We start from the raw sequence: 13,170 nt of genomic DNA on the forward strand, positions 1-13,170 counted from the left end.
TAAGAGCCCTCGCCTGACCGGGTGCGGTACAAGAATATTTTTATGCTGGATACACGACTCACACCGAACCGATAGAAAACCTTGGGAACATTCGCCAGCACGGCTATACTGCCACCCGATTTCAAACGGTCATTTACCCTTGATACCGTTCCCGCCACCTGTCCGAGGGGCGCTGCAGCAGGTTTTACCCTGTCAGGCTCGGATGGGGCGTTGTCTGTCAGGCTGACTCTTCAGCCGGCCGGCCTTTAACGCACAACGGCGCCCATTCGCATTTATTTGGAATGGAGACTCTTCAATGAGCGCTGCAAACACGCCCGCAGATTTCAACGACTTCAAGGTTGCCGACATTTCCCTGGCCGCATGGGGCCGCCGCGAGATCATCATCGCGGAATCCGAAATGCCTGCCCTGATGGGTCTGCGCAGCAAGTACGCTGGTGAACAACCGCTCAAGGGCGCGAAAATCATCGGCTGCATCCACATGACCATCCAGACCGCCGTGCTGATCGAAACCCTGATTGCCCTGGGTGCCGAAGTGCGCTGGTCGTCGTGCAACATCTTCTCGACTCAGGACCAGGCCGCCGCCGGTATCGCCGCCGCCGGCGTACCTGTCTTTGCCTGGAAAGGCGAGACCGAAGAAGAGTATCTGTGGTGCATCGAGCAGACCATCCTCAAGGATGGCCAGCCATGGGATGCCAACATGATCCTCGACGACGGCGGCGACCTGACCGAGATCCTGCACCACAAATACCCGCAGATGCTGGCCAGCATCCACGGCGTGACCGAAGAAACCACCACCGGCGTGCACCGTCTGCAGGACATGCTGGCCAAGGGCGAGTTGAAGATCCCGGCGATCAACGTCAACGACTCGGTCACCAAGAGCAAGAACGACAACAAATACGGCTGCCGTCACAGCCTGAACGACGCCATCAAGCGCGGCACCGACCACCTGCTGTCGGGCAAGCAAGCGCTGGTCATCGGCTACGGTGACGTGGGCAAGGGCTCGGCCCAGTCGCTGCGTCAGGAAGGCATGATCGTCAAGGTCACCGAAGTCGATCCGATCTGCGCCATGCAAGCGTGCATGGACGGTTTCGAACTGGTTTCGCCGTACATCAACGGTGAAAACGACGGCACCGAAGCCAGCGTCGACAAAGCCCTGCTGGCCAAGATCGACCTGATCGTGACCACCACCGGTAACGTCAATGTCTGCGACGCCGGCATGCTCAAGGCCCTGAAAAAGCGCGCCGTGGTGTGCAACATCGGTCACTTCGACAACGAAATCGACACCGCTTTCATGCGCAAGAACTGGGCATGGGAAGAGGTCAAGCCACAGGTACACAAGATTCACCGTACCGGCGCCGGCGCGTTCGATGCACAGAACGATGACTACCTGATCCTGTTGGCCGAAGGCCGCCTGGTGAACCTGGGTAACGCCACTGGCCACCCAAGCCGCATCATGGACGGCTCGTTCGCCAACCAGGTACTGGCGCAGATTTTCCTGTTCGACCAGAAGTTCGCCGACCTGGCACCTGCCCAGCAAGCCGAGCGCCTGACGGTAGAAGTGCTGCCCAAGAAGCTGGACGAAGAAGTCGCCCTGGAAATGGTGCGTGGCTTCGGCGGTGTCGTGACCAAACTGACCAAGACCCAGGCCGACTACATCGGCGTGACCGTCGAAGGCCCGTTCAAGCCGGACACTTACCGCTACTAAGGTCAGCCACAAGTAGCAAGCTTGAAGCTGCAAGCAAGAGCCGTTCGTGGCGTTGCTTGCAGTCGGGTTTGTCGCTTGTCGTCTTAAGGCATTTAATAGCAACACGCTTTGAGCCATGGGCTGCTGGAGTCGGCGCACTGCCTTCTTGCAGCTTGAGGCTTGAGGCTTGCCGCTGGAGCTCCCTATGAGCCAGAAACGTAGCTACAGCTTCGAGTTCTTCCCCACCAAGACCGATGCCGGGCATGAAAAACTGCTGAACGTTGCCCGCCAACTGGCAGCCTACAACCCCGATTTCTTCTCCTGCACCTACGGTGCCGGGGGCTCGACCCGTGATCGCACGCTCAACACCGTGTTGCAGCTCGAAAACGAAGTCAGGATTGCTGCCGCACCGCACCTCTCGTGCGTGGGCGACACCAAGGCCGAACTGCGCGAGCTGCTGACCCACTATAAAGACGCTGGCGTCAAACGCATTGTGGCCCTGCGCGGCGACCTGCCTTCGGGCATGGGCGTGGCCAGTGGCGACCTGCGTTATGCCAGTGACTTGGTGAACTTCATTCGTGAAGAAACCGGCGATCACTTTCATATCGAAGTCGCGGCCTACCCGGAGATGCACCCGCAGGCGCGCAACTTCGAGGATGACCTGGCGCATTTTGTGACCAAGGTCAACGCCGGTGCCGACAGCGCGATCACCCAGTATTTCTTCAATGCCGACAGCTATTTCTACTTCGTCGAGCGCGTGCAGAAGCTGGGCGTGAACATCCCGATCGTGCCGGGCATCATGCCGATCACCAACTACAGCAAGCTGGCCCGGTTCTCGGACGCCTGCGGCGCGGAAATTCCGCGCTGGGTGCGCAAGCAGCTCGAAGCCTACGGCGACGACAGCGCGAGCATTCAGGCCTTTGGCGAGCAGGTCATCACCGAGATGTGCGAAAGCCTGCTGCAAGCCGGCGCGCCGGGGCTGCACTTCTACACCCTGAACCAGGCCGAACCGAGCCTGGCGATCTGGAACAACCTCAAGCTGCCACGCTGAGGTTGATAACAGGTCCTTGGCGGCCCCGAAACATTGCTTCGGGGCCGCACTCCTGATAAAACCGTTGGGCAGCCGGAAACCAGCACAGCGTAGTGGCTCTGTTATACTCCGGCCTTCCCGCCAGGCTTACGCCCGGACGCTGGGTCTTGCAAAAGGCATCTCGATCACGCCGATGCAGTCACGAGATGGATTTCCGACCCTGCTGCACCGGACGCGATGCGTTCCTCATGAGCTCCTGAAAACCGCGGCCCACATCCCGCCGCAGGTCAAAGCAGCCAGAACGCCATTGCGCCAGGCACGATTTCCCTGAGCACAAGCTCCAACCAGAACAGGATTTCTCATGTCCTTTGCCTCCCTCGGTCTCTCCGAGGCTTTAGTCCGCGCTGTTGAAGCGGCGGGCTACACCCAGCCTACTCCCGTGCAACAGCGGGCTATCCCCGCCGTGTTGCAAGGTCGCGACCTGATGGTTGCGGCGCAGACAGGTACAGGTAAAACCGGTGGTTTCGCCCTCCCGATCCTGGAGCGGTTGTTCCCCAACGGTCACCCGGACAAATCCCAGCGTCACGGCCCGCGCCAGCCGCGCGTACTGGTCCTGACCCCGACCCGCGAACTGGCAGCGCAAGTGCACGACAGCTTCAAGCTGTATGCCCGCGACCTCAAGTTCGTCAGCGCCTGCGTATTCGGCGGTGTCGGCATGAATCCTCAGATCCAGGCCCTGTCCCGAGGCGTCGATGTACTGGTCGCCTGCCCGGGCCGCCTGCTCGACCTTGCCGGTCAAGGCAATGTCGATCTGTCCCACGTTGAAATCCTGGTGCTGGACGAAGCCGACCGGATGCTCGACATGGGCTTTGTGCATGACGTCAAGAAAGTCCTCGCACGTCTGCCGTCCAAGCGCCAGAACCTGCTGTTCTCGGCAACCTTCTCCAGCGACATCACGGCCCTGGCCGGCAAGTTGCTGCATGACCCAGAGCGCATCGAAGTCACGCCACCGAACACCACGGTCGAGCGCATCGAGCAACGTGTGTTCCGCCTGGCCGCCAGCCACAAGCGGGCACTGCTTGCCCACCTGATCACTCAGGGCGCATGGGAACAGGTGCTGGTCTTCACCCGCACCAAGCACGGCGCCAACCGCCTGGCCGAGTACCTCGACAAGCACGGCCTGAGCGCTGTAGCGATTCATGGTAATAAAAGCCAGAACGCCCGCACCAAAGCCCTGGCCGACTTCAAGGCCGGCGAAGTGCGGATCATGGTTGCCACCGACATCGCCGCCCGCGGCCTGGACATCGACCAGTTGCCACACGTGGTCAACTTCGAGCTGCCCAACGTCGACGAAGACTATGTGCACCGTATCGGCCGTACCGGTCGTGCGGGCCGCACCGGCGAGGCGATCTCGCTGGTTGCACCGGACGAAGAAAAGCTGCTCAAGAGCATTGAGCGCATGACCAAGCAGAAGATTGCCGACGGCGATCTGGCCGGCTTCGACGTCAACACGGTTGAAGCTGAAAAGCCTGAAACCCGTGAGCCTCGTCCACAGCGCAATACCCGTAACGGCCGTGCCGAAGGCGCTGACAAAGGCGAAAAGGGAAGCGGCGGCCGTCGCGATAAAGGCAAGGACAAAGGGCGCGAAAAAGACAAGAGCAAAGACAAGCCGGCCGCCGCAGCGGCACCGGGTGAACGTCCTGCTCGCCCACCGCGCGAGAAAAAACCGCGCGAAGGCACTGGCCGCAGCCAGCAACAGCCACAACAGCAACAGTCGGCTGCAGCCGCCATCCCGCGCGCACCGGCCAACCGTGATCCGGAAGTGTTCCTGGATGACGAGGTCGACAACTTCGGCAACCGCGCCGACTACGTCAGCCCTTATAAAGGCAATGCGCAGGGCCGCGGCCGTCGTCCAGGCGCCGCCTCGTCGCCAGGCACTGGCGCAGCACGGCCGCAGGGCCAGGCACCACGCAACAACTCGCCACGCCCGGCAGGTGCTGGCGCAGGCGCCGGTGCCGGCAAGCGCACCCACAACGGCCCGCGCACCGGCGGCCCACGCAACAACGCCCCGCGCGATCGCCAGGCTCGCGAAGAGCCCGCCGTTCGACCACAGGAGCGTCAGCCGCAGCAGCCAAAAATCGTGCACAAGGAATCGAAGATCGATCGCTTCCCGTCTGCCGAACTGCTCGACGAGTTGCCAAATCGCCCACGCGGTGAAAAACCGGCCCTGCTGACCCGCAATCGCGACAGCTAAAAGCCGCTAACGAAAACGCCGACCCTAGGGTCGGCGTTTTTGTATGCGCAATCTGTAAAACGTAACGAGCGCAGTAGTTTTACTTCTTCTGTACGCCTTCCAGCGAGATATCCAGATCCAGCGTCTGCGACGTCGGGCCTGGGCCTTTGATGCCGAAGTCGTTCAGGTTCAACGTGGTCGAACCGTTGAAGCCGGCACGGTAGCCGCCCCATGGATCCTTGCCTTCGCCGTTGAAAGTGGCCTTGATGACGACGGGCTTGGTGACGCCGTGCAGGGTCAGGTCGCCAGTCACGTCAGCGGTTTTCTCGCCGGTGGATTTCACGCTGGTGGAGACGAACTTGGCTTCAGGGAATTTGCCGGTGTCCAGGAAATCCTTGCTCTGAATGTGCTTGTCACGTTCGGCATGGTTGGTGAACAGGCTGGCGGTTTTCAGCTCGACCGCGATCTTGCTCGCTTCAGGCTTGGCGGCGTCAAAGCTGAACGTGCCGTCCCAGTCCTTGAAGGTACCGTGGATGAAGCTGTAACCCAGGTGGCTGATCTTGAAGTCGATGAAGGCGTGCTGGCCTTCCTTGTCGATCACGTAGTCAGCGGCCATTGCCTGACCGGCTGTGAACAATGCAGTACCCAGGGCCAGAGCGGCGAGAGACTTCTTCAACATGCTGTATTCCCTTTTTGGTTGAACTATCAATTACGACCCAGCATGCGCTTTAGGGTCACGTCACGATCGATGAAATGGTGTTTCAGAGCAGCCAGGCCATGCAGCACCGCGAAAATCACGATGGTCCAGGCCAGATAAAAGTGTATTTCTCCTGCGAGGTCGGCCTGCTGCGGCAGTCCGCTGATCAGCGCCGGCACCTCGAACAGCCCGAATACCGGAATGCCCACGCCGTCGGCGGTGGAAATCAGGTAACCGGCGGTCATCACCGCAAACAACGCGACATACAGAAACAGATGGCCGAAGGCCGCGCCGATGCGGGTCAATCTACTGTAGCTGGCCAATGGCGGTGGTGGCGGACTGATAAAGCGCCAGATCACCCGGCCCAGCATCACGGCGAACAACACAAGGCCAATGCTTTTGTGCAGGTCAGGACCTTGTTTACGCCAGCTGTCGTAGTAATCCAGCCCCATCATCCACAGCCCCAGGCCAAACAGGCCAAAGACCGTCAAGGCCACACCCCAGTGCAGCACGCGGCTGACCAGACCGTATCGAGAAGGTGAATTACGTAGCTGCATTGCCCAATACCTTGTAAGACGTGCGATCAGACTAGCGATTTATCTATCGAAAAAAAGCGCAAAAAACTGCTTTGAAGTATCGATAAATACGATCTTTATAACCGTCTGTCACCGCGTTTGTGTCAGACCCCAGGGATATCGACCGGTTCGTTACAAGCCTGTAAACCGGGCGCAACGCAGCATCGCCAGAAATTGGCGTGGGGAATATCAGCTGAAGACCACCGGCTTTGGAGTGCCGATGAACGGTCGTTACGGCGGGCAATCACCGTCGCGGCGCCATTGCCGGGGGCTGACGCCGAACCAGCGGCGGAAGGCGCGGCTGAAGGCGCTGGTTTCCGAATAGCCCAGCAGCGGCGCCAGGCTGGAAATCGGTAACTGATGCTGACGCAGATAATGGGTGGCCAGCTCACAGCGCAATGTGTCGACCACGGCCGAAAAGCTCAGGTTCTGTTCGCGCAAGCGCCGTTGCAGCGACCAGCTGGCCATGCCCAGTTGCGCGGCAATGTCTTCCAGCACCGGTTCGCCCTCCAACAGCCGCTGGCGCACCTGTTCGCGGACCTCATCGACGATATCCAGCGCGCCCTGCCCGCCCTTTTCACTCAACCGGCTGAGCTGGCTCAGCGAGTCCTGCATCACCAGCAGCAACAACGGGTCGCTCTGCGGCATGCTGCGTTGCAGGCCGCGCTTGGGGATCAGCAGTGAATTGAACGGCTGCTCGAAGTACACCGGCGCGTCGAAGACTTTGCAGTGCTCATGCCAGTGCTCGGGACGCGGATGCTCGAAATGCACCGCCCGCGGCGCCCACTGGCTGCCCAGCACATGGCGCACCAGGTTGAGCGCCATGCCCAGGGTCAACTCGGCGTCCTGACGCCGGCTGAGGATCGCGCCGTGGCGCACCTGGTAGTCGAAGCGATAGCAGTCGCCCACATCGACCAGACGGATCAGGCTGTTGCGCTGGTGCAGCGGAAAGGCGCGGGCGAAGTTGATCAGTGCCTGTTCGACGGTGGCCGAGCACAAGCCGATATAGCCCAGCAGCCCCAGCGCCTGGGGCTTGAACTGCTGGCCGTAGTACAGGCCGAAATTGTCACAGCCCGACTGGCGCGAAGCCTCTTCGAGCACCTGGCAGTAGTTGGGCAACGCCAGGCTCAGGGTCGGGTGGCGCAGCGACTCGGGGTCGATGCCGGACACACCCAGAATGCGGTCAGGGTCGCCGCCCTGCTTTTCAATGAAGTCGCACAGCCCGCTGGCGGCGGCCGCCAGCACACCGGCGTTGGCCTGAGCACCGGCCAGCAGCGAGGATCCCGCCGAGAATTCTGGCTGGGCGAGAAGAATGCTCATGGACGCCTCCTTTGTGACAATTGATGTCAGCAAGCAAGAAATACGCCGCTCACCCTGATGACGGCGGGGCGCAACGCTTTCGCCGGATCGATGCACGTTGCAAACGCGAATAAATGCACCCAAATGGGTCATCAGGGAACACCCGCACCGATGCCGGGCGGCAGATTTGACTCAATACGACAGCCCTGCACGTGGTCGGTAAAAAGTTGACCCTGGACGACAAAGAGCCATTCTCAAGGTCAAGTCGCGCCCATGAAATCCGCTCATGATGAAGATGAGGCTCGTTAATCAGGCCATCTCGAATAACAACAAACGTCGTCCGGAGAATTCTCATGATCTATGCCAAACCAGGTACTGCAGGCGCTGTCGTTACGCTCAAGCCGCGTTACGGCAACTACATCGGCGGTGAGTTCGTCGGGCCGGTCAACGGCCAGCACTTCACCAACACCAGCCCTGTGGATGCCTCGGTGATTGGCGAATTCCCCCGCTCCGACAGCGCCGACATCGAGCGCGCGCTGGACGCCGCCCATGCCGCCGCCGATGCCTGGGGCAAGACTTCGGTACAGAACCGTTCGCTGATTCTGTTGAAAATCGCCGACCGCATCGAAGCCAATCTTGAGTTGCTCGCCGTCGCCGAAAGCTGGGACAACGGCAAGGCCGTACGCGAGACCCTGAACGCCGATGTGCCGCTGGCCGCCGATCATTTCCGCTACTTCGCCGGCTGCATTCGCGCCCAGGAAGGCAGCAGCGCCGAGATCGACGAGCACACTGCCGCCTACCATTTTCACGAGCCGCTGGGCGTGGTCGGGCAGATCATCCCGTGGAATTTCCCGCTGCTGATGGCGGCCTGGAAACTGGCGCCGGCGCTGGCGGCCGGTAACTGCGTGGTGCTCAAGCCGGCTGAACAGACGCCGCTGTCGATCACCCTGCTGGCCGAAGTGATCGGCGACCTGCTGCCGCCCGGCGTGCTGAATATTGTCCAGGGCTTTGGCCGCGAAGCCGGTGAAGCGCTGGCCACCAGCACGCGCATCGCCAAGATTGCCTTTACCGGCTCGACGCCGGTCGGCTCGCACATCATGAAATGCGCGGCCACCAACATCATTCCGAGCACCGTGGAGCTGGGCGGCAAATCGCCGAACGTGTTCTTCGAAGACATCATGCAGGCCGAGCCTGCCTTCATCGAAAAGGCCGCCGAAGGCCTGGTGCTGGCGTTCTTCAACCAGGGTGAAGTCTGTACCTGCCCGTCGCGGGCGCTGGTGCAGGAGTCGATCTTCGAACCGTTCATGGTCGAGGTCATGAAAAAGATCAAGGCCATCAAGCGCGGCAACCCGCTGGACACCGAGACCATGGTCGGCGCCCAGGCTTCGCAGCAGCAATACGAGAAGATTCTCGGCTATCTGGAAATCGCTCAGCAGGAAGGTGCGCAATTGCTCACTGGCGGCGCCTCGGAGTCACTCGAAGGCGATCTGGCCAGCGGTTATTACATCCAGCCGACGCTGCTCAAGGGCACCAACGACATGCGCGTGTTCCAGGAAGAGATCTTCGGCCCGGTGGTCGGCGTAACCACCTTCAAGGACGAAGCCGAAGCCTTGGCGATTGCCAACGACACCGAATTCGGCCTCGGCGCCGGGGTCTGGACCCGCGACATCAACCGCGCCTACCGCATGGGCCGGGCGATCAAGGCCGGGCGTGTATGGACCAACTGTTACCACCTGTACCCGGCGCATGCTGCCTTCGGCGGCTACAAAAAGTCCGGGGTCGGGCGCGAAACCCACAAGATGATGCTCGACCACTATCAGCAGACCAAAAACCTGCTGATCAGCTATGACATCAATCCGCTGGGCTTCTTCTGATCTGCCGCATAGACAGCCAATCCAACACAGCAACGACCCGCTGCGGCGGGACGTGAAGGAGTCCAGATATGTCCAAAGAGACACTGACCACACCCTCTCAGGGGGGTGTGGAAACCGAAGCGGTCAGCGCCGAGTATTTCGCCAGCCGCCAACTCAAACAAGGCGCCGCCGGCTGGGTATTGCTGATCGGCCTGGGCGTAGCCTATGTGATTTCCGGTGACTACGCCGGCTGGAACTTCGGCCTGGCGCAAGGCGGCTGGGGCGGCATGTTCATCGCCACCTTGCTGATGGCGACCATGTACCTGTGCATGTGCTTCTCGCTGGCCGAACTGTCGTCGATGATTCCTACCGCCGGCGGCGGCTACGGCTTTACCCGCACCGCGTTCGGGCCTTGGGGCGGCTTTCTGACCGGTACGGCGATCCTGATCGAATACGCCATCGCGCCCGCCGCGATTGCCTGCTTTATCGGCGCCTATTGCGAGTCGCTGTTCGGTATCGGCGGCTGGATCATCTACCTGGTGTTCTACGTGGTGTTCATCGGCATCCACATTCTCGGCGCCGGCGAGGCACTGAAGCTCATGTTCGTGATCACCGCCGTGGCTGCCATCGCGCTGGGCGTGTACATCGTGGCGATGGTCCCGCACTTCCAGGTGGCCAACCTGTTCGACATCCCGGCCACCGAAGCCACTGGCGCCAGCAGCTTCCTGCCGTTTGGCTACATGGGTATCTGGGCCGCGCTGCCGTATGCGATCTGGTTCTTCCTGGCCGTTGAAGGCGTGCCGCTGGCCGCCGAAGAAACCAAAGATCCGAAGCGCGACCTGCCACGCGGCCTGATCGGCGCCATGCTGGTGCTGCTGGCCTTCGCCGGCCTGATCCTGCTGGTCGGTCCTGGCGCGGCCGGTGCCCAGGCGCTGGTGGCTTCGGGTAACCCGCTGGTCGAGTCGCTGGTCAAGGTCTACGGCGGTTCGACCTGGATGAGCCAGTTCGTCAACCTGGTCGGTCTGGCCGGCCTGATTGCCAGCTTTTTCTCGATCATCTACGCCTATTCGCGGCAGATCTTCGCCCTGTCGCGTGCCGGCTACCTGCCACGCGGCCTGTCGCTGACCAACCGCAACAAGGCGCCGGTCATGGCCCTGATCGTACCGGGCATCATCGGTTTCGGCCTGTCGCTGAGCGGTCAGGGCGACCTGCTGATTCTGGTCGCGGTGTTCGGCGCCACGCTGTCGTATGTGCTGATGATGGCCGCGCACATCACCCTGCGCGTGCGTCGTCCCGACATGCCACGCTCGTACCGCACACCCGGTGGCGTGCTGACCTCGGCGGTGGCACTGGTGCTGGCAGCCATTGCACTGGTCGCGGGCTTTCTGGTCGACACGCGGGTCGTGATCGGCGCTGCGGTCATCTACGCTCTGTTCATTGCCTACTTCGCCTTGTACAGCCGTCACCATCTGGTGTCCGGTACCCCCGAGGAAGAGTTCGCGGCCATTCAGGCGGCTGAACAATCCCTGCGCTGACCTGCTTATAGCGGCCACCCTGCGGGTGGCCGTGACAGGAGACTGATTAATGGCTCGGTTTACCCACACCATCGCTCACATGACCTGGAGCTTCGACAGCCTGCGCGAGCTGATGGCCAAGGCCAGCCCGGCGCGTTCCGGTGACTACCTGGCCGAAGTGGCCGCCGGCAGCGATGCCGAGCGCGCCGCAGCACAAATGGCGCTGGCCAATGTACCGCTCAAGCACTTCCTGCAGGAAGTCCTGATCCCTTATGAAAGCGACGAAGTCACCCAGCTGATCATCGACACCCACGACGCCGAGGCTTTCGCGGTGGTCAGCCACCTGACCGTCGGCGGCCTGCGGGACTGGCTGCTCAGCGAACAGGCCACCGAGGCCAGCCTCAAGGCACTGGCGCCCGGCCTGACCCCGGAAATGGCCGCGGCCGTGTCAAAGATCATGCGCATCCAGGACCTGGTGCTGGTCGCGCAGAAAACCCGCGTCGAAACGCGCTTTCGCAACACGCAGGGTTTGCGTGGGCGGATGTCGACCCGCTTGCAGCCCAACCACCCGACCGACGACCCGGCGGGCATCGCCGCCAGCATCGTCGACGGCCTGCTGTACGGCAACGGCGACGCCATGATCGGCATCAACCCGGCCACCGACAGCATGAGTTCGATCTGCACGCTGGTCGAGATGCTCGACGCGATCATCCAGCGCTACCAGATTCCGACCCAGTCGTGCGTGCTGACCCACGTGACCAGCTCGATTGCCGCCATCGAACGCGGCGCGCCGCTGGACCTGGTGTTTCAGTCGATCGCCGGCACCGAGGCGGCCAACGCCAGTTTCGGCGTCAGCCTCAAGGTGCTGCAGGAAGGCTATGAGGCGGGACTGAGCCTCAAGCGCGGCACGCTGGGCAACAACCTGATGTACTTCGAAACCGGACAAGGCAGCGCCCTGTCGGCCAACGCCCACCACGGCGTCGACCAGCAGACGTGCGAAGCCCGTGCCTATGGCGTGGCCCGGCATTTCAATCCGTTTCTGGTCAACACCGTGGTCGGCTTCATCGGCCCGGAGTACCTGTACAACGGCAAGCAGATCATCCGCGCCGGCCTTGAAGACCACTTCTGCGGCAAGCTGCTCGGCGTGCCGATGGGCTGCGACATCTGCTACACCAACCACGCCGAAGCCGATCAGGACGACATGGATGTACTGTTGACGCTGCTGGGCGCGGCGGGGATCAACTTCATCATGGGCATTCCGGGTTCGGACGATGTGATGCTCAACTACCAGACCACCTCGTTTCACGACGCGCTGTACGCCCGCAAGGTGCTGGGCCTGCATGCGGCGCCGGAGTTCGAGCAGTGGCTGGCGCGCATGGGCATCTTCCAGCAGCAAGGCGGTCAACTGCGCATGGGTAACGAACTGCCGCCGGCGTTCCGTCAGGCACTGGCGCAACTGGCTTAAGAGGTGGACATGACCGACCAATCCCCCGCGACCGAAAACCCCTGGCAGCATTTGCGCCAGCTGACGCCTGCACGCATTGCCCTGGGACGGGCCGGCACCAGCCTGCCGACGGCGGCGCAGCTGGATTTTCAGTTCGCCCACGCCCAGGCCCGCGATGCCGTGCACTTGCCGTTCGACCATGCCGGGCTGCGTGACGAACTGCACGAGCGCAAATTCGACACGCTGCTGGTCCACAGCGCCGCGCCCGACCGCCACACCTATCTGCAACGCCCGGACCTGGGCCGCAAGCTCAACGAGGAGTCCGCGCAGGCGCTGGATGATTACGCGGCGCAACACGGCAAGGGTTATGACCTGGCGATCGTGATTGCCGACGGCCTGTCGTCACTGGCCGTGCGCCGCCACAGCCTGCCGTTTCTCGACAAGCTGCTGGAGCAGGTGACAGAAGCGGGCTGGTCGCTGGCGCCGATCACCCTGGTCGAACAAGGCCGAGTGGCAGTGGCCGACGAGGTGGGCCAGCGGCTGGGGGCGAAGATGAGCGTGATCCTGATCGGCGAACGGCCGGGGCTCAGCTCACCGGACAGCCTGGGGCTGTACTTCACCTACGGGCCAAAAATCGGCCTCAACGATGCGTACCGCAACTGCATCTCCAACGTCAGGCTTGAAGGCCTGAGCTACAACATGGCGACCTTCCGCCTGATGTACCTGATGCGCGAAGCCTGCCGCCGCCAGCTCTCCGGCGTCGACCTGAAGGACGAAGCCGAAGTGCCGGTGCTGGATAACAGCGGGCCGGGGAATTTCCTTCTTAACGACAATCGCTGAG

10 protein-coding genes and 1 riboswitch are annotated in these 13,170 nt (G+C 61.9%); of the genes, 7 read left to right on the forward strand and 3 right to left on the reverse strand.

What is annotated here, in order from left to right:
* The first annotated feature begins 158 nt into the window (after window positions 1-158).
* A riboswitch (S-adenosyl-L-homocysteine riboswitch) is annotated at window positions 159-271 on the forward strand.
* Between the two features lie 24 nt (window positions 272-295).
* The 3 genes from ahcY to ACYAS9_RS11415 all read left to right on the forward strand — a co-directional run bounded on the left by ahcY (window position 296) and on the right by ACYAS9_RS11415 (window position 4,968).
* Window positions 296-1,705: an adenosylhomocysteinase gene (ahcY, locus tag ACYAS9_RS11405; RefSeq protein WP_463568399.1), complete on the forward strand. Its 1,410-nt coding sequence runs from the start codon at window positions 296-298 to the stop codon at window positions 1,703-1,705.
* Window positions 1,706-1,889: 184 nt separating this feature from the next.
* Window positions 1,890-2,735 carry a methylenetetrahydrofolate reductase [NAD(P)H] gene (gene metF, locus ACYAS9_RS11410; protein WP_463568400.1) on the forward strand — a complete coding sequence of 282 codons (846 nt, stop codon included), beginning with the start codon at window positions 1,890-1,892 and terminating at the stop codon, window positions 2,733-2,735.
* 340 nt (window positions 2,736-3,075) lie between these two features.
* Complete coding sequence (locus ACYAS9_RS11415; protein WP_463568401.1) at window positions 3,076-4,968, forward strand: DEAD/DEAH box helicase; 1,893 nt, start codon at window positions 3,076-3,078, stop codon at window positions 4,966-4,968.
* Between the two features lie 79 nt (window positions 4,969-5,047).
* On the opposite strand, the gene ACYAS9_RS11420 is transcribed toward ACYAS9_RS11415, so the two are convergent.
* The 3 genes from ACYAS9_RS11420 to qhpR all read right to left on the reverse strand — a co-directional run bounded on the left by ACYAS9_RS11420 (window position 5,048) and on the right by qhpR (window position 7,539).
* On the reverse strand, window positions 5,048-5,626 hold the full coding sequence (locus ACYAS9_RS11420) for a YceI family protein (RefSeq protein WP_463568402.1): 579 nt from the start codon (window positions 5,624-5,626) through the stop codon (window positions 5,048-5,050).
* A gap of 26 nt (window positions 5,627-5,652) precedes the next feature.
* Window positions 5,653-6,201 (reverse strand): cytochrome b, encoded by a 549-nt coding sequence (locus ACYAS9_RS11425; RefSeq protein WP_463568403.1) that lies wholly within the window; start codon window positions 6,199-6,201, stop codon window positions 5,653-5,655.
* A gap of 249 nt (window positions 6,202-6,450) precedes the next feature.
* Window positions 6,451-7,539: an AraC-like transcriptional regulator QhpR gene (gene qhpR, locus ACYAS9_RS11430; protein ID WP_463568404.1), complete on the reverse strand. Its 1,089-nt coding sequence runs from the start codon at window positions 7,537-7,539 to the stop codon at window positions 6,451-6,453.
* A 332-nt stretch (window positions 7,540-7,871) separates the two neighbouring features.
* On the opposite strand from qhpR, the gene exaC reads away from it, so the two are divergent.
* The 4 genes from exaC (at window position 7,872) to eutC (ending at window position 13,169) form a co-directional block, all read left to right on the forward strand.
* Window positions 7,872-9,392, forward strand: coding sequence for an acetaldehyde dehydrogenase ExaC (gene exaC, locus ACYAS9_RS11435; protein WP_463568405.1), 1,521 nt, complete (start codon window positions 7,872-7,874; stop codon window positions 9,390-9,392).
* 68 nt (window positions 9,393-9,460) lie between these two features.
* The gene (gene eat, locus ACYAS9_RS11440) at window positions 9,461-10,906 is read left to right on the forward strand and encodes an ethanolamine permease (protein WP_463568406.1); all 1,446 of its coding nucleotides are present in this window, start codon (window positions 9,461-9,463) and stop codon (window positions 10,904-10,906) included.
* Window positions 10,907-10,955: 49 nt separating this feature from the next.
* Window positions 10,956-12,350, forward strand: coding sequence for an ethanolamine ammonia-lyase subunit EutB (locus ACYAS9_RS11445; RefSeq protein WP_463568407.1), 1,395 nt, complete (start codon window positions 10,956-10,958; stop codon window positions 12,348-12,350).
* A 9-nt stretch (window positions 12,351-12,359) separates the two neighbouring features.
* Window positions 12,360-13,169 carry an ethanolamine ammonia-lyase subunit EutC gene (gene eutC / locus ACYAS9_RS11450; protein WP_463568408.1) on the forward strand — a complete coding sequence of 270 codons (810 nt, stop codon included), beginning with the start codon at window positions 12,360-12,362 and terminating at the stop codon, window positions 13,167-13,169.
* Window position 13,170: the final 1 nt, after the last annotated feature.

This window comes from Pseudomonas sp. HP_08 (assembly GCF_055284095.1).

Excerpts from the sequence above, each read along its gene's own strand:
- eat (WP_463568406.1), top strand. The coding sequence starts at position 9,461 with ATGTCCAAAGAGACACTGACCACACCCTCTCAGGGGGGTGTGGAAACC.
- ACYAS9_RS11425 (WP_463568403.1), bottom strand. The coding sequence starts at position 6,201 with ATGCAGCTACGTAATTCACCTTCTCGATACGGTCTGGTCAGCCGCGTG.
- ACYAS9_RS11415 (WP_463568401.1), top strand. The coding sequence starts at position 3,076 with ATGTCCTTTGCCTCCCTCGGTCTCTCCGAGGCTTTAGTCCGCGCTGTT.
- eutC (WP_463568408.1), top strand. The coding sequence starts at position 12,360 with ATGACCGACCAATCCCCCGCGACCGAAAACCCCTGGCAGCATTTGCGC.
- ahcY (WP_463568399.1), top strand. The coding sequence starts at position 296 with ATGAGCGCTGCAAACACGCCCGCAGATTTCAACGACTTCAAGGTTGCC.
- ACYAS9_RS11420 (WP_463568402.1), bottom strand. The coding sequence starts at position 5,626 with ATGTTGAAGAAGTCTCTCGCCGCTCTGGCCCTGGGTACTGCATTGTTC.
- ACYAS9_RS11445 (WP_463568407.1), top strand. The coding sequence starts at position 10,956 with ATGGCTCGGTTTACCCACACCATCGCTCACATGACCTGGAGCTTCGAC.
- exaC (WP_463568405.1), top strand. The coding sequence starts at position 7,872 with ATGATCTATGCCAAACCAGGTACTGCAGGCGCTGTCGTTACGCTCAAG.
- qhpR (WP_463568404.1), bottom strand. The coding sequence starts at position 7,539 with ATGAGCATTCTTCTCGCCCAGCCAGAATTCTCGGCGGGATCCTCGCTG.
- metF (WP_463568400.1), top strand. The coding sequence starts at position 1,890 with ATGAGCCAGAAACGTAGCTACAGCTTCGAGTTCTTCCCCACCAAGACC.